We start from the raw sequence: 19562 nt of genomic DNA, 5'->3' as shown, positions 1-19562 counted from the left end.
GAGCCATGATCAAACTCTTCAATTTAAGTTTGATGCTCGTGAATTAAACTTCGTAATGAATTACGTATGTTCACTCAGAGACTTGGTATTCATTTATTGTCCGAAGACATTAAGAATCCATGTCACTTTGAGTGCCCACACAGATTGTCTGATAAATTGTTAAAGAGCAGTTGCGACGCGCTTTAGCGCTCTGTCGCGAGGTGGCGTATATTACGCTTTCCTCTTTCAGAGTCAACCCTGAATTTCAGAATTTTTCTCTTCAACCGAACCGGCTGTTTGTGTGAAGTGATTCACATCCGCCGTGTCAGTGGGAGCGCATTATAGGGAGCTGCTGAGATATAGCAAGCCTTAAAATACAAAAAACTTATCAAGCGCTCATTTATTAAGCTTTTCACATTTATCCGCGGTAAGAACGAATCGACAAAACCCAGTATTCATGCGACCTGCAGCGCATTTCCTACCGAAACCACTTTTTTGCGAAAACGCGATTTTTCTCGTTTCCCCACCGCCGCTATCACGCCAATGGTGAATTAAGCACCACTCTTGACCCATGACAAAGCGCCACGCCTTCCCTCCTTTCTATAATCAGAGCCGTTTCTTCCTACTGGTAATAATCTATGGCTTATCAACTCAACATTAACTGGCCCGAGTTCTTAGAGAAGTACTGGCAAAAGCAGCCGGTCGTATTAAAGAAGGCGTTTCCGAACTTCATCGACCCCATTACGCCAGACGAACTGGCCGGGTTAGCCATGGAACCGGAAGTCGATAGCCGACTGGTCAGCCTGGTCAACGGTAAATGGCAGGCCAGTAACGGTCCATTTGAGCATTTCGACGGGCTGGGCGAAAGCGGCTGGTCATTGCTGGCCCAGGCGGTAAACCACTGGCATATGCCGGCCGCCGAGCTGGTACGCCCGTTCCGCGTGCTGCCTGACTGGCGTTTAGACGACCTGATGATCTCCTTCTCCGTCCCCGGCGGCGGCGTAGGCCCGCATATCGATCAGTATGACGTCTTTATTATTCAGGGCATGGGAAGCCGCCGCTGGCGCGTGGGCGATAAACTGCCGATGCGTCAGTTCTGCCCGCATCCGGCACTGCTGCACGTCGATCCGTTCCCACCGATCATTGATGAAGATCTGGAGCCGGGCGACATCCTCTATATTCCACCGGGATTCCCGCACGACGGCGTAACTCACGAAACGGCGCTGAACTACTCCGTCGGCTTCCGCGGGCCAAACGGCCGCGACCTGATCAGCAGCTTCGCCGACTATGTGCTGGAAAACGATCTCGGCGGCGAACACTACAGCGATCCGGACCTCACCTGCCGCGACCATCCGGGCCGGGTTGAAGAGTATGAACTCGACCGTCTGCGCAACATGATGATCGACATGATTCGCCAACCAGAAGACTTCAAGCAGTGGTTCGGCAGTTTCGTCACCACGCCGCGTCACGAGCTGGATATTGCTCCGGCGGAACCGGCATATGAAGAAGAGGAAGTGATCGATGCGCTGCTGGGCGGCGAAAAGCTTTCTCGCCTGAGCGGACTGCGCGTTCTGCATATCGGCGACAGCTTCTTCGTACATAGCGAACAGCTGGATACCACCGATGCCGAGGCGCTGGATGCATTGTGCCGCTATACCTCATTAGGTCAAGAAGAGCTCGGCAGCGGCCTGCAAAATCCAGAATTCGTGAGCGAGCTGACGCGGCTGATTAATCAGGGCTACTGGTACTTCGAAGAGTAAAAGAACGGCAATACTGCGGGCAGCCGCCTGGCGCTGCCCGCTTGCTTTCAGCCGTTATTGCGCATATTTCGGCAGCACGATAATAAAGCGCGTAGAGCGCAGATCGGACTGCACCGCTACGCTGCCGTGATGGGCGCTGACAATCGATTTTACAATCGCCAGACCGATACCGCTGCCCTCGCCTTTGCGCTGGCGTGACGGGTCGACGCGATAGAAACGGTCAAACAGGCGCGGCAAATGTTCAGCAGCAATCGGCGCGCCGGGGTTCTCCACCACCAAGCGGATCTTTTCGGCGCTTTCGCTCAACTGAATGGTCACCGCCTGTCCGGCCGGCGTATAGCGGATCGCGTTCGACAGCAGGTTACTGATTGCCCGCCGCAGCATCAGCGGGTCGCCAATCACCCGGCAGTGGCTACCGACAAAACGCAGCGCCACCTCTTTCTCTTCCGCCCACGCTTCAAAGAACTCAAACACCTTATTCACTTCCTCGGCCAGATCCAGCGCCCGTTGTTCAGGGATTAACTGGTTATTATCCGCCTGGGCGAGGAACAACATATCGCTGACCATCCGCGACATGCGCGAAAACTCTTCGAGATTGGAATAGAGCACCTCTTCCAGCTCCTGCTGGCTGCGGCTTTGGCTCAAGGCGATTTCGGTTTGCGTCACCAGGTTGGTAATCGGCGTACGGATTTCATGGGCGATATCGGCGGAGAAATTAGACTGGCGGGTAAAGACATCCTCTATCCGCTCCAACATATGGTTAAACGACAGCGCCAGCCGTTCCAGCTCGATGGGCACCGCCTGTGGGTCAAGGCGTACATCGAGATCCCGCGAGGTAATATTCTGGATCTGGCGGCTGATCTGGCGAATCGGCTTATGCCCCTGATAGACCACAAACAGCACGATGGCGATAATCAACAGGCTGATTATCGACGCCGCGGAAATCAGCTTCGCTTTGAGTTCATTAATATAGTGCAGGTGAAAGTCGATCGATAAAGCCATCAGCAGATGCCAGGCCGGTTTACCGTCCGACTGCTTGCCGAGCGGCAACATGATTAGCCGCCAGGAGCGGGTCTCCATTTGATGATTATCATGAACCATTTCCCGCGGCTGCGGGTCAGTCCATGAAATCACATTACCGTCGCGCAACTTCATCGCCAGCCCCGGCGTGCTCATAATATGGCTGAGTTCCGGGCCGTCTGGCGACTGAAATAAGATATTGCCCTCGGCATCATCCAGACAGATAAAGACGTTAGCGTAGCCGCCAATCACGTTTTTTAAGATCTCCAGCCGCCGCGCCTGCGGGTAGTCGGCGTGGTTGAGCACCGTCTCAAGCGTGGTGCTGAGCTGCTTGAGATCGTGAACGTCGCGCTCTTCAAAATGGGCCTTCACCGAATGGATCATGATCCAGGTGAAGGCAAAGAAAGCGATGATGGTGGCGAGGCTGATAAAGAAGGTCAGCCGGGTGGCCAACGAAAAGGGGCGCTTAGCGGCCATCCGGCACCTCAAGCATATAGCCGACGCCGCGCACGGTCTGGATAAGCTTCGGCTCGAAGTCGTTATCGATTTTGGCGCGCAGCCGCTTCACCGCCACGTCGATGGCGTTAGTGTCGCTGTCGAAATTCATATCCCACACCTGCGACGCGATCAGCGAGCGGGGTAGCACCTCGCCCTGATGGCGCAGGAAGAACTCCAGCAGAGTGAATTCTTTACTGGTCAGGGTGATACGAGTCGCGCCGCGCATCACCTTGCGGCTGACCAAATCAACGCTGAGATCGGCCGCCTGAAACTGGCTTTCTACTATTACCGCCGCTCCGCGACGTAGCAGAGTGCGCACCCGCGCCAGCAGTTCCGCAAAAGCAAAGGGCTTCACCAGATAGTCGTCGGCGCCCAGCTCCAGCCCCTTCACCCGATGCTCGATAGTGCCAAGCGCGGTGAGCAGCAGGATCGGCATCCCTTTATTGGCGGCGCGCAGCATGCGCACGATATCCCAGCCGTTGACGTCCGGCAGCATGATGTCGAGGATCAGCAGATCGTAGTCGCTGGTCATCGCCAGGTGATAACCGTTAAGGCCGTTGTCGGCCAGGTCGACGACGAATCCGGCTTCGGTAAGCCCTTTGGTCAGGTACTCCCCGGTTTTCTTCTCATCTTCGACAATCAAAATCTTCACGGCTGGCTCCTTCACGCGCGCTCTGTGCGGGTATTCAATTTTAGAGGAGCCCCTCCGGATAGCAATGAAATATCAGGAAAATGACAGCTTTGTCATTTTCCTGTCACGCGTTGAACAGAGCCCGCTGCGTAAAGTATCCGCCATTGATAAATCGCCGAAAACCGTCTGCCGTCATGCGCCCAATTAAGCTTCTTTCTCTCAGCGTGATATTCGCCTTAACCGGCTGTCTGTCACTTGCTCCGGACTATCAGCGCCCCACCGCGCCGGTGCCGCAGCAGTTCTCTCTCAGCCAGAACAAACTGGTTACTGCGACTGCGGGCTACCAGGAGACTGGTTGGCGCACCTTTTTCGTCGACCCACAGGTAAAAAGCCTGATTAGTACCGCGCTGACCAACAATCGCGATCTACGGATGGCGGCGCTGAAAGTGCAGGAAGCCCGCGCCCAGTACCGGGTCACCGACGCCGACCGCTACCCGCAGCTTAACGGCGACGGCAGCACCACCTATGGCGGCAAGCTCAAAGGCGACACCACCACCAGCAGCGATTATGCCGCTGGCTTGAATCTCAGCTACGATCTCGACTTCTTTGGCCGGTTGAAAAACCTTAGCGAGGCCGACCGGCAGAACTTCTTCGCCAGCGAAGAGGCGCGGCGCGCGGTGCATATCCTGTTGATTGCTAACGTTTCACAAAGCTACTTCAACCAGCGTCTGGCGGCGGCGCAGCTACAGGTGGCGAACGACACCTTACAGAACTATCAGCAGTCTTACGCCTTCGTTGAAAAACAGCTGCTGACCGGCAGCACCACCGTCCTGGCGCTGGAACAGGCGCGCGGCATGATCGAAAGCACCCGCGCCGATATCGCCAAACGGCAGGGCCAACTGGCGCAGGCTAATAACGCCCTGCAGCTACTGCTCGGCAGCTATCAACGGCTGCCGGACGATAGCGCCAGCAGCGCGGTGGACCTGAAAGGCGTAACCCTGCCGCCGTCGCTCTCCTCAGAGATCCTGTTGCAGCGGCCGGATATTTTAGAAGCCGAGCACAGCCTGTTGGCGGCAAACGCCAATATCGGCGCCGCGCGGGCGGCCTTCTTCCCGTCGATTACCCTGACCAGCTCGCTCTCCGGCAGCAGCAGCGAGCTCTCCAGCCTGTTTAACGCCGGCAGTGCGATGTGGAACTTCATCCCCAAAATCGAACTGCCGATTTTCAACGCCGGGCGTAATCAGGCCAACCTCGATCTGGCGGAGATCCGCCAGCAGCAGCAGGTGGTCAACTATGAGCAAAAAATACAGTCCGCCTTTAAAGAGGTGGCCGACGCGCTGGCCCTGCGCCAAAGCCTGGCCGATCAGATTGCTGCCCAGGAGCGCTATCTCGCTTCACTAAATATCACCCTGCAGCGCGCTACTGCGCTCTTTCGTCACGGCGCGGTCAGCTACATCGAAGTCCTGAGCGCCCAGCGCGACATTTTCACCACCCGACAAACCCTGTTGGAACTCAACTATTCCCGTCAGGCTAATGAAATCACCCTGTTCACCGCCCTCGGCGGCGGCTGGATGGAATAACCCGAGGAGTCTTGATTATGAATTCACTGTCTAAAATCGCCCTGTTCACCCTGCTCTCTGGCGCAGTGTTCGCGGCCCAGGCCGCCGACCCGCACGCCGGTATGGCAATGCACGAGCAGCCCGCTGCCCTGCAAACGCAAAGCATCACGAGCAAAGGCGTCATTAAAGCCATTGACATGGATAGTAAAAAAATCACCATCGCCCACGACGCCATCCCGGCGGTGAACTGGCCGCCGATGACCATGCGCTTCACCATCACCCCGCAGACACAGCTCAACAATGTGAAGAACGGCGACAGCGTGGATTTCACCTTCGTTCAGCAGGGCAATCTGTCGCTGTTACAGGATATCCGCGCCCAATAACGGCCCGGCGACGGTAGGCCCCCTCAACAACTGAATGGACGACACATGGCATCCCTGACACTGAAAAATACGGCGCTGATCCTTGGCAGCATGCTGATTGGCGGCGCGCTTACCGCGGCGCTGTATACCCGACTGACGCCGACAATGGATAGCGCTCCGGCGGCCGAGCAGCAGCGTAAAGTGCTGTTCTGGTACGACCCGATGTACCCGAACACCCGCTTCGATAAACCGGGTAAATCGCCGTTTATGGATATGGACCTAGTGCCGAAATACGCTGATGAGGAGAGTGCCGCCGCCGGTGCGCCAGGGGTGCGTATCGACCCGACGCAGACCCAAAACCTCGGCGTAAAAACCGCCGCGGTCACCCGCGGGCCGCTGCGCTACGCCCAGACCTTCCCGGCCAACATCAGCTATAACGAGTACCAGTACGTGATTATGCAGGCGCGGGCGGCGGGCTTTATTAATAAAGTCTATCCGCTGACCGTCGGCGACAAAGTGAAACAAGGCACGCCGTTACTCGAGCTGACCATCCCGGACTGGGTGGAGGCGCAGAGCGAATATCTTTTATTGCAGGAGACCGGGGGCACCACCACGCAGGTTGAGGGGATCCTCGAACGCCTACGCCTTGCCGGGATGCCGGATGACGATATCCGCCGCCTGAAAACCACACGTAAAATCCAGACCCGCTTTACCCTCAAAGCACCGATCGATGGCGTTATTACCGCCTTCGATCTGCGCGCCGGAATGAATATCGCCAAAGATAATGTGGTGGCGAAAATCCAGGGCATGGACCCGGTGTGGGTCAGCGTGGCGGTTCCGGAATCCATCGCCTGGTTGATTAAAGACGCCTCGCAGTTCGCCATTCAGGTTCCCGCCTGGCCGGGCAAAACCTTCAGCATCAACAAATGGACCATTCTCCCCAGCGTCGATAGCGCCACCCGTACCCTGCAGCTGCGCCTGCAGGTCAACAACCCGGATGAAGCGCTGAAGCCGGGGATGAACGCCTATCTGAAACTGACCAGCGAAAGCGCGCCGATGCTGCTGATCCCATCAAAAGCGTTGATCGACAGCGGCAACGAGCAGCGGGTGATTACCGTGGATAACGAGGGCCGCTTCGTGCCGAAGCTCGTGCAGGTATTCCATGAATCCGCCGGCGTCACGGCCATTCGCAGCGGTCTGCAGGAGGGCGAAAAAGTCGTCGCCAGCGGCCTGTTCCTGATCGACTCGGAAGCCAATATCTCCGGCGCGCTGGAGCGCATGCGCGCGCAGGCTCCTGATGTCACAGCCCCTGCCGCCCACGCGCACTGAGGAACGGAACAATGATTGAATGGATTATCCGCCGCTCGGTGGCCAACCGTTTCCTGGTGATGATGGCGGCGCTGTTTCTCAGCATCTGGGGGACCTGGACCATCGTCCATACCCCGGTGGATGCTCTGCCGGACCTCTCCGACGTACAGGTAATCGTCAAAACCAGCTACCCGGGACAGGCGCCGCAGATCGTCGAAAACCAGGTCACCTGGCCGCTGACCACCACCATGCTGTCGGTGCCTGGCGCCAAAACGGTGCGCGGCTTCTCGCAGTTTGGCGACTCCTACGTGTATGTAATATTTGAAGACGGCACCGATCCTTACTGGGCGCGCTCGCGGGTGCTGGAGTATCTCAACCAGGTGCAGGGCAAACTGCCCGCCGGGGTCAGCGCCGAAATGGGCCCGGACGCCACCGGGGTTGGCTGGGTCTTCGAGTACGCGCTGGTCGATCGCAGCGGCAAACATGACCTCGCCGAACTGCGCTCGTTGCAAGACTGGTTCTTAAAATATGAGCTAAAAACCATTCCTAACGTCTCGGAAGTGGCTTCGGTAGGCGGCGTGGTCAAGGAGTATCAGATTGTCGTCGACCCGATGAAGCTGACCCAGTACGGCATCAGCCTCGGCGAGGTGAAATCGGCGCTGGATGCCTCTAACCAGGAGGCGGGCGGCTCTTCCGTCGAACTAGCGGAAGCCGAATATATGGTGCGCGCCAGCGGCTACCTGCAGACGCTCGACGACTTCAAAAATATCGTGCTGAAAACCGGCGATAACGGCGTGCCGGTCTATCTCGGCGACGTCGCGCGGGTGCAGATTGGCCCGGAGATGCGCCGCGGTATCGCCGAGCTTAACGGCGAAGGCGAAGTGGCCGGCGGCGTGGTGATCCTGCGCTCCGGCAAGAACGCCCGCGAGGTGATCTCGGCGGTCAAAGAGAAGCTGGCGTCGCTGCAAAGCAGCCTGCCGGAAGGGGTTGAAGTGGTCACCACCTACGACCGCAGCCAGCTTATCGACCGCGCCATCGACAACCTCAGCCACAAGCTGCTGGAAGAGTTTATCGTTGTCGCGCTGGTCTGCGCCCTGTTCCTGTGGCACGTGCGCTCGGCGCTGGTGGCGATTATCTCGCTGCCGCTCGGTCTGTGCTTCGCCTTTATCATGATGCATTTCCAGGGGCTTAACGCCAACATCATGTCGTTGGGCGGGATCGCCATTGCGGTAGGGGCGATGGTCGATGCCGCCATCGTGATGATTGAGAACGCCCATAAGCGGCTGGAGGAGTGGGAACATCAGCACCCGGGAGAGAAGCTAAGCAACGACATCCGCTGGAAAATCATTACCGATGCGTCGGTGGAGGTCGGCCCCGCGCTGTTTATCAGCCTGCTGATCATTACTCTGTCGTTTATCCCGATTTTCACCCTCGAAGGCCAGGAGGGCAAACTGTTCGGCCCGCTGGCCTTCACCAAAACCTGGTCGATGGCCGGGGCGGCGCTGCTGGCGATCGTGGTGATCCCGATCCTGATGGGCTTCTGGATCCGCGGCAAGATCCCGGCGGAGAACAGCAACCCGCTGAACCGCTTTTTGATCCGCATTTATCACCCGCTGCTGCTGAAGGTACTGCACTGGCCGAAAACTACCCTGCTGATCGCGCTGCTGTCGATCCTGACGGTTATCTGGCCGCTTAACCGGGTCGGCGGCGAGTTTCTGCCGCAGATTAATGAAGGCGATCTGCTGTATATGCCATCAACGCTGCCGGGGATCTCTGCTGCGCAGGCGGCGGATATGCTGCAGAAAACTGATAAGCTGATCATGACGGTGCCGGAAGTGGCGCGGGTGTTCGGCAAAACCGGCAAGGCCGAGACCGCCACCGACTCGGCGCCGCTGGAGATGGTAGAGACCACGATTCAGCTCAAGCCGCAGGATCAATGGCGACCGGGGATGACCATGGAGAAGATCGTCGAGGAGCTGGATAAAACCGTGCGTTTGCCGGGGCTGGCAAACCTGTGGGTGCCGCCGATCCGCAACCGCATCGACATGCTCTCCACCGGCATCAAGAGCCCGATCGGCATTAAAGTTTCCGGCACCAATCTGGCCGATATCGACGCCATCGCCGAACAAATTGAAGTGGTGGCGCGCACCGTGCCGGGAGTCACTTCGGCATTAGCCGAGCGGCTGGTCGGCGGGCGCTACCTCAACATTGATATTCATCGTGAGAAGGCGGCCCGTTACGGCATGACCGTCGGCGATGTGCAGCTGTTCGTTTCGTCTGCTATCGGCGGCGCGATGGTTGGCGAAACGGTAGAGGGCATCGAGCGCTATCCGATCAACATCCGCTACCCGCAGAGCTATCGCGACAGACCGGAGACCCTCCGCCAGTTGCCGATCCTCACGCCGCTGAAGCAGCAGATCGTGCTCGGCGACGTCGCCGAGGTTAAAGTCGTTACCGGGCCATCGATGCTGAAGACCGAGAACGCCCGCCCGACCAGTTGGATCTACATCGACGCTCGCGACCGCGACATGGTGTCGGTGGTGCGCGATCTGCAGCAGGCCATCGGCAAAGAGGTGAAGCTGAAGCCGGGCATCAGCGTCTCCTACTCCGGGCAGTTTGAACTGCTGGAGCGCGCCAATCAGAAGCTGAAGCTGATGGTGCCGATGACGCTAATGATTATCTTCGTGCTGTTGTACCTGGCGTTCCGCCGCTTCGGCGAGGCGCTGCTGATTATCACCAGCGTGCCGTTCGCCCTCGTCGGCGGGATCTGGTTCCTCTACTGGATGGGATTCCATCTGTCGGTGGCCACCGGTACCGGCTTTATCGCCCTGGCCGGGGTGGCGGCGGAGTTTGGCGTGGTGATGCTGATGTATCTGCGCCACGCCATCGAGGCGGAGCCATCGCTGGAGAACCCGCAGACCTTCAGCGCCGATAAGCTCGACGAGGCGCTGTATCAGGGCGCGGTGCTGCGCGTGCGGCCAAAGGCAATGACCGTGGCGGTGATTATCGCCGGCCTGCTGCCGATTTTATGGGGCACCGGCGCCGGTTCGGAAGTGATGAGCCGTATCGCCGCGCCGATGATTGGCGGGATGATCACCGCGCCGCTGCTGTCGCTATTTATCATTCCGGCGGCATATAAGCTGATGTGGTTGTACCGGCATCGGGGCAAGCGCGGAGAATAGATAAAGGCAAGCCCGTTGGTATTTCACCGGCGGGCTTTTTTATTATTAGACCCACAAATAATTACCTCATTTAACCCTCACCCGTTCTCATATTATCTCATCCTCTGCGCCAATCGGCCTTCACTCGATGTTATTCCCTTTAGCTTCATTGATTTTCCTGCTCACCCTGGCTGCGTATTTATCACGCTGGGAAAAGGTGGGCCTTAATTCAATGAGCGCTATCGATGAACCTGAATCCTTTTCCACCCTGTTTATTTTTGCTGTTATTACTTTCTACCCTGAGCACGATATCACCCAGCCATGCCGCGACAGCAAAGGTGGATAATTGCGAAGTTGGCTGCCCAGCCGGCGGCAGCCAACAGACGCTTTTCCGCGCGGCCTACACGCTGAATAACAACCCCCGCCATAAACTGGCCAACTGGGTAGCGTATAAAATCACTCGCGCCAGCGAGGCCAGTAACCGGGAGAGAGTGTGGAAGCAGGACCCCGATTTACCCGCTGCCGATACGCTGACGCCCGCCGACTATCGCCGGGCCAACGCCTTACTGGCGGTCGATCGCGGTCATCAGGCGCCGCTGGCGAGCCTCGGCGGCGCGGCGGACTGGCCTGCGCTGAACTATCTGTCGAATATCACCCCGCAGGAAGCGGCGCTGAATCAGGGAGCATGGGCGCGGCTGGAAGACGCGGAGCGCGCGTTAGCCGAGCGCCCGGGGGTGACGGCGGTTTATACGGTTACCGGGCCGCTGTTCGAACGGCATATTGCCACCCTGCCCGCCGCGCCGGGCGTGGAGATCCCCAGCGGCTACTGGAAGATTATTTTCCTCAATGATGGTCCGCAGAGCGGCCAGTACGCGGCATTTGTGCTGGACCAGGCGACGCCGCGCGATGCTAATTTTTGCGACCATCAGGTGACGGTGGCGGAGATCGAACGCCGTACCAGTCCGCATTTGACGCTGTGGCCGGCATTGCCGGCGGCCGTTGCCGCAACGTTAAAAACGCAGCCGGGGACTCTGGCGCGGGAGATGGGTTGCAGGTAGGGGACGGAGGGGTAAAGTTGTCGACCTGTCGCGATTAACAATCGGCGTCTTACCGCCAGCCAGCAAACCAAGTATAGTTGCCGTCTCTGCCACCGCTAAGCGCTGTTGATATCGTATGAAGCTCGGTTATTTTTGTTACTTCCTGCTGGCCATCGCCGCCGTCGGCAGCGTGTTACTGCCCCATTCCATCGCCATGTGGTTCCTGCTGGCGAACGTGCTGACCTGGCTTATCTACGGCATCGACAAATTAGCCGCCCGTAAAGCCTGGAGCCGGATCCCGGAATCCTCCCTGCTGACGTTCGGCCTGCTTGGCGGATGGCCGGGCGCGATTGCCGGGCAGCAGTGTTTTCGCCACAAAACCCAGAAGCAGCCATTCAGAACGTATTTCATTATTAGCATCGTGCTGAATGTTGTGGTGCTGGTTGGCGGGTATTGGCTGTACCGGGGATATGGGGTGTAGGGTTGGTGTAATTTATTATCACTACATATACGCTCAATATGCTCAACACCAGGTCTGCAAACGCAGCGTTGAGCAATATTTTTTACTACCTATTGCTCTACTTTTTCAATAATAAAACCATCGCGTCGTAAAAAATCAATTACACGCTGGATATTACCAAGCCCCCATTGGTTCGATATTGCGATAACTTCGCCAGATTGAAGCTCAATTACCGCATCTTCACTCAAATGATATCGATTCTTTCGCCCATCAGGAACTTGATCAGCCAAAACAATTGTTCGATTTTTGAGAATTTCACCCAGCTTAGTATAAATGTCCTCAAGGCTGTGGGGATTATGCTTATTTATCCAATCAGTAAATAGTTCAAGGGCTAACTTACGCTTATTATAAACACCACCATTATACCTATATTCAGAGTAATCTTTTTCAGACTTCTGGCTACTTATATTTTGCTCAACCAGCTTTTCTCTGAACTTAACTTGATATTCTTCTAATTCTGGAACCGGAATTATTTGCTCTGCATTTATTAGTATATCATCGTTAAACTTGTAAGGTGTAAGACGAACACAACGAATTTCAACACCTTTATCTCTCAGCCAAATCGCTGTAGTGGTCAGTTCTTTCCCAAAATCAGCTGAAGCAAGAACAATTCTAACATCCTTACCAAAGTCAGAGAGCTCATTCTCCTCAAGACCAATAAATTCTAATATTTTTGCTTTAGCATTAACATCTGAATCAGTACCTAAATATGACTGATAATATTCGCATGCTTTTGTAAAACTCATTGTAGAAATCATAGCTGCATAACGCAATGCTTGTAATTCCATATGAGCGCCGATTTCATCTCGCTTTAACTCTATTACGACAAGATTAGCCTGCTTATCAATCGCTAATAAGTCAATCCGTCTTCTGCTGTCCTCCCAATCTGAAAACTCCTCAGCAATGACAAGACAATCAGGTGCAAGGATATCAATATTATTTTTTATAGCTTCTTGCAAATCGTAACGTTCCTGAAGCCCCTCTATTGAGTAGGTAGTTTTTTCCAGCGCAACTAAATTTTTATCAGCAATATTAAATAATGCCATTTTTCAAATCCGTTTATGAAAGTATTACTATGATTGTATCAGAGTTTTTAATTCATCTGGCGTATATAGCGGGTTTCGCCGATGCAGCATCGCGTGACAGTTGGGGCAAACAGGGATCAGATCAGTTTTCGGATCCAAACGATAGTCCTGTTTAATCTCCGATAGCGGCACCAGATGAATGTGGATAAAGCCCTGGCCGATATCACCATAGCGCTTAGCCATATCAAGGCCGCATACCTGACACCGGGTACCGTGATAGCGCAACGCGGCCTCGCGGGCCTGGCGATCGCGCTCATAGCGGTTAACCATAACCTGAACCGCAGCCCCTTCTATAAACTCACTTTTCGTCTGTAGCTCGTCGGGGAAAAGGGTAATGCCGGCATCATCTACTAGCTCATAAACGATCTTGAATCCTTGTTCCAGCAACAGACGGACGCATTTGGATTTGATCCCACCGCTGAAATCCGCCGGCGTGAACTCCGTTTTTGTCGCCATGGTGGCCGCTATCCCAACGATAGCTTTAGAGGGATAACGACGTCCTTCGAATTCGACTTCATACAGACGCGCGTCTTTAAACTGATGCGCTATACCCTCGTCGTACGCGCGGATGGCTTCGATGATGCATTCTCGCGATAGATGATCTGGCAACCGTTTCATATGGCTGAGCTATTTGATGATGAGTGACCTCATTATAGATAGAAAGCGGAATAAATTTCGAATAGATAAATCATGGTGATAGTTGAAAAGAGACCTGGGTTGGATATCGAATCCCGGTGGCTTGATCGACAGCAGTTTTGCGAGCATCATCGCAATTATTTAGCAAAATACGTAACGCGATGCCTTCTAGTAAAACTCTGCAACAAGCGATCGCCAATATCACTATCTGGCGCAAAGGCGAACAGCGCGCGCCGCATAAACCTCTGCTGTTGTTGCACGTGCTGTCGCATTACCAGCACGGACATCCGCGGATGTTCGATTACGCCTCAGAGGTTCGTGATGAGTTACATAGCCTGCTGGAGCGTTTTGGTCCACAGCGCGCGCAATACCGCCCCGATATGCCTTTCTGGCGTCTAAAAGGCGACGGCTTCTGGGAATTACGCAACGCTGAGCAATGTTCAACTGAAGGCAGCAGACAGCCACCCTCTAAAGAACTGGAAACCTATCACGTCGCGGGCGGCTTTGACGAAGAGCACTTCGCGCTGCTGAGCAAGAATAAGAGGCTGATTAACACCCTGGCGCATCAGATCCTGCAGGCCCATTTCCCGGAGAGTATTCAGGAAGAGATCGCCGACGAGATGGGGTTTGATATCCAGCAAATTCGCAAAGAACGCGACCCGCTGTTCCGCCAGCAGGTGCTACGCGCTTATAACTATGAATGCGCTATCTGCGGCTTTAATATGCGCCATGACAACACCTCCGTCGCGCTGGAGGCTGCGCATATCAAATGGAAGCAGCACGGCGGCCCATGTGAAATTCCCAACGGCCTGGCGCTATGCGCCATTCACCACAAAGCATTTGATAAAGGTTCGATTGGCCTGGATGAGCATATGCGGGTACAGATTTCTCCCGCGGTTAACGGCGGCGGGATTGTCGGAAAGCTGTTCTGGGATTTTGATGGTAAGCAAATTGGATTGCCTCAGGGGAAGGACTGTTACCCGAAAGAGGGATTTGTGGAGTGGCACAGGAGAGAGGTATTTAGGGGGTGAGGTAAGGCACGCGACTATATGTCACGGAGTCACCCCTCCGCTATTTAGTCAACGTCCCAACACTATCAATAAAGAATTCATGAACATATTTTTTATTATTTAAACCGTAGTTAATGACATAAGTATGATTCTTCTTCCATTCAATATCGATGCAATTGTCAGGATATGATGACATTAACTTGTCATAACCAGAACTCATTACCGTTTGCGTCTTACCGTTTTCGCCTGAATCAATAGTGTAGTAATTCAATACATCCCTTTTATCCAAACTAAAGCAAAGATGCTCTCCATTAATAATGGTATCTCTTGGGTGTGGCGCAGGATTACCACCAGGACAACCGGAAATAAGAAAAGTTAAAGGTAAGATAGCGAATCTCTTCATTGTGGAAATCCCTTCATAACTAATTTATATTTTTGAAGCAATGTATAGTCAGATTCTTTATGATCATAATCTCGTAATGCAGGCAGATACAGATAATTTTTAAAACCGTAAGCTTGCAACAACCAGTAATCACTAACTAATGAAGCCTGCTGTTCTAAGTTATAATGTCGTATGTTCTCCTTGTCTAAACTGTAACTGTAATCAGCAAATCGGGAGAACAACCCTCTGGTTCTAACAAACATTCCGTGCTGCGCTTGCCATACATGCATTAACTCATGCATGAATCTATGTTTTTTCTGCACATCAACTTCCATTGAAAAATCATGGGAGTAGGTGTCTTCCCTAAACCACATTTCTCCGTTAGGACTCATAGCAATATCAGTAGGCTGCAGATTGAACGGCAAATAACTTTCCCGATGAATCCACACTGTATTGTACCGGAGACCGTAGCTAAATAGCGTTCTTGCTAACCCAATCTCACCAGTGGTTATAAGCCTCGTTCCACCGGGCTTAATACGTGTCCCGGATGTCGCGTTAATCCTCTCGTTTACAGGCATTCAAAATCCCTCTGAATTGCAGCGGTATTGTTTATTTATCGTACGCCAATGCAATCGACAAGGGAAAGATTTTTATCCGAAAAAATTTGCAGCTGACTTAGCATAGTTAATGGGAATACAATACTCACATTCGTTACACGAAGTGTTTAAACAGATACTGAATTTCCGGCACAAAAAGATGCCTTCAGGTGAATTGGTTGCCGATTGGGTGCGAAGGCCGGACTCGAATTTAACACCTAACAAACTGATATTAATGTATTTTACAATCAGGAATAAGTAATTATACCCGCACTTGTACCCACAAATCAGAATCCATACAAAAAATAGACATTGCGAGTGGATACAATATCAGTAGACCACCGATAAGGCCCTTAAGCAAGGGCATGCATTTAAAATGACACCTTCTTAGTTACTTTATATTTATCCATTTCAACAGTTCGTAATTGACATTAAAAATATAATCTGTATCCATAACTGTTTCTGTTTAATAAAAAACATAAAACCTGTACCTGTACCTGTACCTGTACCTGTACCTGTACCTGTACCTGTACCTGTACCTGTACCTGTACCTGTATCTAAATTTTATTTACCCTGTATGTTACTCAATATTAAAAGCATGAAAGAGCTATAATATTGCAACAGCTTCTGTACCATCTTCCTTTAGTACAGTTTCAAAAGCAGGCCATATATCAAAAAACGGATAAGAGAATTTTATGTCTCCGCACTGGACATTATATGCAAGCTGCTTTACTCTTCGACGCTTTGCAGTAATAGATGGTAATTCATTCAAGAAGCCAAGCATTTTTTCAATAGTAATCTCACCATGGTAAAAACGATCACTTTCAGGAATTATCTGTGTACGCATTCCATTTTTCACTTCGGTAGTTACACTCACCATACGCTCAATAAAGCTATAAAATGCAGTTTTATCGACAACAAAGCACCCCTCTTGATGATAAATCCCCCCAAACACCGAGGTGGTGACAATCATTTTATGAAAACACTTTGGCTTCCATCCCGCGGGTAAACCTAGAGCATTTCGGACCAATTCTAATTGAGTAGAATAATAATTAGCATATCGTGTCACTTGTTTAATCCAAGAGGTTTTAGTTTTCTGTGCAACATTACCACCATTAATATTCACAAGCGTCTGGTAATAGCGATTAAAATGTACCGGATGTCCATTAGATTTCAACTCAACAAAGAATAAATGATCTTGAATCACCATTGCGCAGTCACAGTCATAATCTTTTCGTACTGAAAGTTGAGCAGCACAAATTTTAGAATTCCTGACCTTCTGAATAAACTCTCGTTCGTGAACTTTTCCCTTATCATCGATTGAAATATTTTTGGCACTAAAAAGTGATAATAGGGAGCGAGTCACACAACTCATTGAAACAATGGAAGGCAACATACAAAGACCATCGTTACATTGTAGTAACGGGCAATCATTTATATCTAAAGCTTTATCATCAAATGTAAAGTAATCAGTGACTAATGCCGCAGTAACCCAACAAAGGCCGCCCTCAACAAAAAGTCGTATCCATTCATCACGAGTATGATAAATAACCCAATCTTTAAGTTGTAATTTCCCAGGCGTTGTTCTGCGGAAACGTTCAACCATCTCCTGTTTCGCTATCGCCACTAATATTCCATATGCATGTATCCATGCATAAATATTAACTCCCCCATACTCAATATATAAATCCTCCGGTGACATATTTTCCATTTCACTAAAATAAGCGATGGGGAAAAAATCGTTTTCATTAATCCACTCAGGAACTATCGACTTCAGTTGTTCAATGAAATTAGGATTTTCTTCCAAAACCCTCTGAATTTCATAATAGACCCCCGTCCCCCTCATGGTAAATCTTGAGCGTGCAACCTCATAATCCTTATAAATACAATCCTCATTCACTTCTATGGAGATGTTATTTAAATCTAAATAGTTAACCTTTGCATTACAAAACCGGAAAAGATCACTGATACGATTAAGTGAATCGTAATCGTCCCATTCTTTTATCCAACCACCTGCATTTTTTACTGCTTCCTCTGAACAATGATGTTCAATTTCAAGAAAATTAGAATGCCGTAACTCTTTAAATATGTTACCAGTATAACTGCACACTTGGTCAAATATCATACTGATTGATTTTACATTATGTGGAGTGACATCTTCCGACAGTGGAAGTCCATGCATTCTAAATATGATGGGAAAAATTGATTCAAGCCGACTGCTTGGTATATCATCAAGGAGTGAGCACATAATACTCAAGCTTATTTCAGAAAAAATTAAAAATGCACTAAGCTTATATTCCTCTTTCCTGTAAAAACGTTCATTCATAACCCTAATGCGTCTAAAAAAATCATTATATGCCACATGAATAGTACGGCAGTCCTTCTCCATCTTTAAAATCTCATCACAATGAGAAGGAAAACGGACTAAAAGCAGATAGATACATTGACCAAAATAACACGTATAATCATCTTCAGATTGTTCAGATAAGCGATTATAGTAAAGTGCTGAAATTTTGAGAACATTCAAAGCTGGTTCAAGCTCTACTTTATCAATCCACTCCTGAAAAAACACAATAAATCCCTCAGCATCTTCGGCTAATTTTTTTATCACCCGCGCATCATAGTAAGTCATTGAACTATACCATTAAGAATATATTATTGTTTTATAAGTATGTAATAGAACAGTCACTAATTGCCAGTATTTTCTATTAAAAATTGCACACCAGAGGTGTTGTAAGCACACCTGTTTTAGTTCCACGCACTTTTTGAGAGCTCCGGGTTTTTGACCCTGGCCCAAATTCAGTGCAGTGCTAAATCAGAGATCTTCGTCTTTTTGCAGACTCCGGATAAATTCAGCCGGAGTCATGTCATTTAGTGATGAATGCGTCCTCTCATGATTATATTCCCTGCGCCACTTGTCGAGTTTGTCCTGCGCATCTTCCAGTGACAGGAACCAGTGAATGTTCAGACATTCGTCCCGCAGGCTGCCGTTAAATGACTCAATAAACGGGTTATCGGTCGGTTTCCCGGGACGGGAGAAGTCCATCGTGACACCGTGCTCATACGCCCATTTATCCAGACTTTTCGAGATGAACTCGCTGCCGTTATCCGTCTGGATACGTACCGGCAGGCGTTTATCCAGCACCCGTAATGCTTCCACTATGCTGACCACATCCTCGCCTTTCAGCGATTTTCCGGCATGGATCGCCAGACACTCCCGACTATAATTATCCACTACAGTCAGCGCCCGAAAACGCCGCCCGTTAAACAGACTATCCGACACGAAATCCATACTCCAGCACTGATCGATATGCGTCAGGGCCGGGCGCTGCTGGCGGCGTGCGGCACTGACATGCCTGCGGGGGCGCTTTCTGCGCAAATTCAGGCCTTCCAGACAATAAATCCGGTGTGTTTTCTTGTGGTTAATCTGCCAGCCTTCCCGCCGCAACTGGATATGAATACGCGGGCAACCGTACCGTATCCGGGTTTCCGCTATTTCCCGGATACGCAGGGTTATCGCCCGATCGTCACGCCGGCTCTGCCAGTGGTAGACAGTTCTGCTCTGCATCAGCAACCCGCATCCCCGGCGGACACTGATACGATAGGCCTCCTGCAGAAAATGCACCGCCTGGCGCTTCTGAGCCGGCCTCAGAACTTTTGTTTCAGTACCTCCTGCAGCATCTCCTTGTCCAGACTCAGGTCTGCCACCAGTTTCTTCAGCCGCTGATTTTCATCCTCCAGTTGCCGCAGACGGCGCAGTTCCGTTACGCCCAGACCGGCGAATTTCTTCTTCCAGTTGTAAAACGTGGCCTCAGAAATGCCCATCTTTCTGCAGACTTCCCCGACGCGGGTGCCGGTTTCGGCCTGTTTCAGCGCAAACGCGATCTGTTCTTCGGTATAACGGGTCTTTTTCATGGCGATGTGCCTCTCTGTGAGATCGAAGAAAGACCGGAGACTTCAGTTTAGACTGGTACTGTTTTCAGGGAGGAGATCAGATCATCCGGTAAAATATACCTGA

17 protein-coding genes are annotated in these 19562 nt (G+C 51.9%); 9 read left to right on the top strand and 8 right to left on the bottom strand.

Annotated features, from left to right (window positions below):
• Window positions 1–617 precede the first annotated feature (617 nt).
• A complete protein-coding gene (locus tag PGQ95_RS18085; protein ID WP_113374767.1) occupies window positions 618–1739 on the top strand; it encodes a cupin domain-containing protein in 1122 nt (373 codons plus the stop codon).
• 54 nt (window positions 1740–1793) lie between these two features.
• Here the strand turns inward: PGQ95_RS18085 and PGQ95_RS18080 are convergent, their stop codons facing one another.
• Window positions 1794–3236 carry a Cu(+)/Ag(+) sensor histidine kinase gene (locus PGQ95_RS18080; protein WP_316425359.1) on the bottom strand — a complete coding sequence of 481 codons (1443 nt, stop codon included), beginning with the start codon at window positions 3234–3236 and terminating at the stop codon, window positions 1794–1796.
• Window positions 3226–3909, bottom strand: coding sequence for a copper response regulator transcription factor CusR (cusR, locus tag PGQ95_RS18075; RefSeq protein ID WP_047046104.1), 684 nt, complete (start codon window positions 3907–3909; stop codon window positions 3226–3228). Before cusR ends, PGQ95_RS18080 begins: the two co-directional genes overlap by 11 nt.
• A gap of 64 nt (window positions 3910–3973) precedes the next feature.
• Here cusR and PGQ95_RS18070 point away from each other — a divergent pair, with 64 nt between their 5' ends.
• The 7 genes from PGQ95_RS18070 (at window position 3974) to PGQ95_RS18040 (ending at window position 11796) form a co-directional block, all read left to right on the top strand.
• On the top strand, window positions 3974–4096 hold the full coding sequence (locus PGQ95_RS18070) for a hypothetical protein (protein WP_257394921.1): 123 nt from the start codon (window positions 3974–3976) through the stop codon (window positions 4094–4096).
• Window positions 4083–5468: an efflux transporter outer membrane subunit gene (locus PGQ95_RS18065; protein WP_430918934.1), complete on the top strand. Its 1386-nt coding sequence runs from the start codon at window positions 4083–4085 to the stop codon at window positions 5466–5468. The genes PGQ95_RS18070 and PGQ95_RS18065 overlap by 14 nt, the downstream gene beginning before the upstream one ends.
• 17 nt (window positions 5469–5485) lie before the next feature.
• Window positions 5486–5830 (top strand): cation efflux system protein CusF, encoded by a 345-nt coding sequence (gene cusF, locus PGQ95_RS18060; protein WP_430918933.1) that lies wholly within the window; start codon window positions 5486–5488, stop codon window positions 5828–5830.
• A 45-nt stretch (window positions 5831–5875) separates the two neighbouring features.
• On the top strand, window positions 5876–7138 hold the full coding sequence (locus tag PGQ95_RS18055; protein ID WP_430918931.1) for an efflux RND transporter periplasmic adaptor subunit: 1263 nt from the start codon (window positions 5876–5878) through the stop codon (window positions 7136–7138).
• 11 nt (window positions 7139–7149) lie between these two features.
• A complete protein-coding gene (locus PGQ95_RS18050) occupies window positions 7150–10299 on the top strand; it encodes a CusA/CzcA family heavy metal efflux RND transporter (protein ID WP_430918929.1) in 3150 nt (1049 codons plus the stop codon).
• Between the two features lie 224 nt (window positions 10300–10523).
• Window positions 10524–11336 (top strand): DNA/RNA non-specific endonuclease, encoded by an 813-nt coding sequence (locus PGQ95_RS18045; protein WP_430918927.1) that lies wholly within the window; start codon window positions 10524–10526, stop codon window positions 11334–11336.
• Between the two features lie 115 nt (window positions 11337–11451).
• Window positions 11452–11796, top strand: a complete 345-nt coding sequence (locus tag PGQ95_RS18040) for a DUF1294 domain-containing protein (RefSeq protein ID WP_430918925.1) — start codon at window positions 11452–11454, stop codon at window positions 11794–11796.
• 89 nt (window positions 11797–11885) lie between these two features.
• On the opposite strand, the gene PGQ95_RS18035 is transcribed toward PGQ95_RS18040, so the two are convergent.
• Window positions 11886–12881, bottom strand: a complete 996-nt coding sequence (locus PGQ95_RS18035; protein ID WP_213317519.1) for a hypothetical protein — start codon at window positions 12879–12881, stop codon at window positions 11886–11888.
• 27 nt (window positions 12882–12908) lie between these two features.
• A complete protein-coding gene (locus tag PGQ95_RS18030) occupies window positions 12909–13538 on the bottom strand; it encodes an HNH endonuclease (RefSeq protein WP_430918923.1) in 630 nt (209 codons plus the stop codon).
• A 179-nt stretch (window positions 13539–13717) separates the two neighbouring features.
• Between PGQ95_RS18030 and PGQ95_RS18025 the strand changes: the two genes are divergently transcribed.
• Window positions 13718–14587: a phosphorothioated DNA-binding restriction endonuclease gene (locus PGQ95_RS18025; protein WP_045394768.1), complete on the top strand. Its 870-nt coding sequence runs from the start codon at window positions 13718–13720 to the stop codon at window positions 14585–14587.
• 40 nt (window positions 14588–14627) lie between these two features.
• Here the strand turns inward: PGQ95_RS18025 and PGQ95_RS18020 are convergent, their stop codons facing one another.
• The 4 genes from PGQ95_RS18020 to PGQ95_RS18005 all read right to left on the bottom strand — a co-directional run bounded on the left by PGQ95_RS18020 (window position 14628) and on the right by PGQ95_RS18005 (window position 19459).
• A complete protein-coding gene (locus PGQ95_RS18020; protein ID WP_087858371.1) occupies window positions 14628–14969 on the bottom strand; it encodes a putative T6SS immunity periplasmic lipoprotein in 342 nt (113 codons plus the stop codon).
• Window positions 14966–15526: a type IV secretion protein Rhs gene (locus tag PGQ95_RS18015; protein ID WP_087858370.1), complete on the bottom strand. Its 561-nt coding sequence runs from the start codon at window positions 15524–15526 to the stop codon at window positions 14966–14968. The genes PGQ95_RS18020 and PGQ95_RS18015 overlap by 4 nt, the downstream gene beginning before the upstream one ends.
• 625 nt (window positions 15527–16151) lie before the next feature.
• Complete coding sequence (locus PGQ95_RS18010; RefSeq protein ID WP_375156889.1) at window positions 16152–18176, bottom strand: hypothetical protein; 2025 nt, start codon at window positions 18174–18176, stop codon at window positions 16152–16154.
• A gap of 183 nt (window positions 18177–18359) precedes the next feature.
• A protein-coding gene (locus PGQ95_RS18005; protein ID WP_213316745.1) for an IS3 family transposase occupies window positions 18360–19459 on the bottom strand; the annotation gives its coding sequence in 2 pieces (ribosomal slippage) (window positions 18360–19204 and window positions 19204–19459; 1101 coding nt in all).
• Between the last annotated feature and the right edge of the window lie 103 nt (window positions 19460–19562).

This window comes from Klebsiella sp. 141240, assembly GCF_050600805.1.
GTDB lineage: Bacteria > Pseudomonadota > Gammaproteobacteria > Enterobacterales > Enterobacteriaceae > Klebsiella > Klebsiella aerogenes.
The sequence above is the reverse complement of the archived record's forward strand: the minus strand, read 5'-3'. Positions and strand labels throughout refer to the sequence as shown.

Bases quoted from the DNA above. Each gene is read 5' to 3' on its own strand.
- PGQ95_RS18085 (WP_113374767.1), top strand. From the start codon at position 618: ATGGCTTATCAACTCAACATTAACTGGCCCGAGTTCTTAGAGAAGTAC.
- PGQ95_RS18080 (WP_316425359.1), bottom strand. From the start codon at position 3,236: ATGGCCGCTAAGCGCCCCTTTTCGTTGGCCACCCGGCTGACCTTCTTT.
- PGQ95_RS18070 (WP_257394921.1), top strand. From the start codon at position 3,974: ATGAAATATCAGGAAAATGACAGCTTTGTCATTTTCCTGTCACGCGTT.
- PGQ95_RS18065 (WP_430918934.1), top strand. From the start codon at position 4,083: ATGCGCCCAATTAAGCTTCTTTCTCTCAGCGTGATATTCGCCTTAACC.
- cusF (WP_430918933.1), top strand. From the start codon at position 5,486: ATGAATTCACTGTCTAAAATCGCCCTGTTCACCCTGCTCTCTGGCGCA.
- PGQ95_RS18055 (WP_430918931.1), top strand. From the start codon at position 5,876: ATGGCATCCCTGACACTGAAAAATACGGCGCTGATCCTTGGCAGCATG.
- PGQ95_RS18050 (WP_430918929.1), top strand. From the start codon at position 7,150: ATGATTGAATGGATTATCCGCCGCTCGGTGGCCAACCGTTTCCTGGTG.
- PGQ95_RS18045 (WP_430918927.1), top strand. From the start codon at position 10,524: ATGAACCTGAATCCTTTTCCACCCTGTTTATTTTTGCTGTTATTACTT.
- PGQ95_RS18040 (WP_430918925.1), top strand. From the start codon at position 11,452: ATGAAGCTCGGTTATTTTTGTTACTTCCTGCTGGCCATCGCCGCCGTC.
- PGQ95_RS18035 (WP_213317519.1), bottom strand. From the start codon at position 12,881: ATGGCATTATTTAATATTGCTGATAAAAATTTAGTTGCGCTGGAAAAA.
- PGQ95_RS18030 (WP_430918923.1), bottom strand. From the start codon at position 13,538: ATGAAACGGTTGCCAGATCATCTATCGCGAGAATGCATCATCGAAGCC.
- PGQ95_RS18025 (WP_045394768.1), top strand. From the start codon at position 13,718: ATGCCTTCTAGTAAAACTCTGCAACAAGCGATCGCCAATATCACTATC.
- PGQ95_RS18020 (WP_087858371.1), bottom strand. From the start codon at position 14,969: ATGAAGAGATTCGCTATCTTACCTTTAACTTTTCTTATTTCCGGTTGT.
- PGQ95_RS18015 (WP_087858370.1), bottom strand. From the start codon at position 15,526: ATGCCTGTAAACGAGAGGATTAACGCGACATCCGGGACACGTATTAAG.
- PGQ95_RS18010 (WP_375156889.1), bottom strand. From the start codon at position 18,176: ATGACTTACTATGATGCGCGGGTGATAAAAAAATTAGCCGAAGATGCT.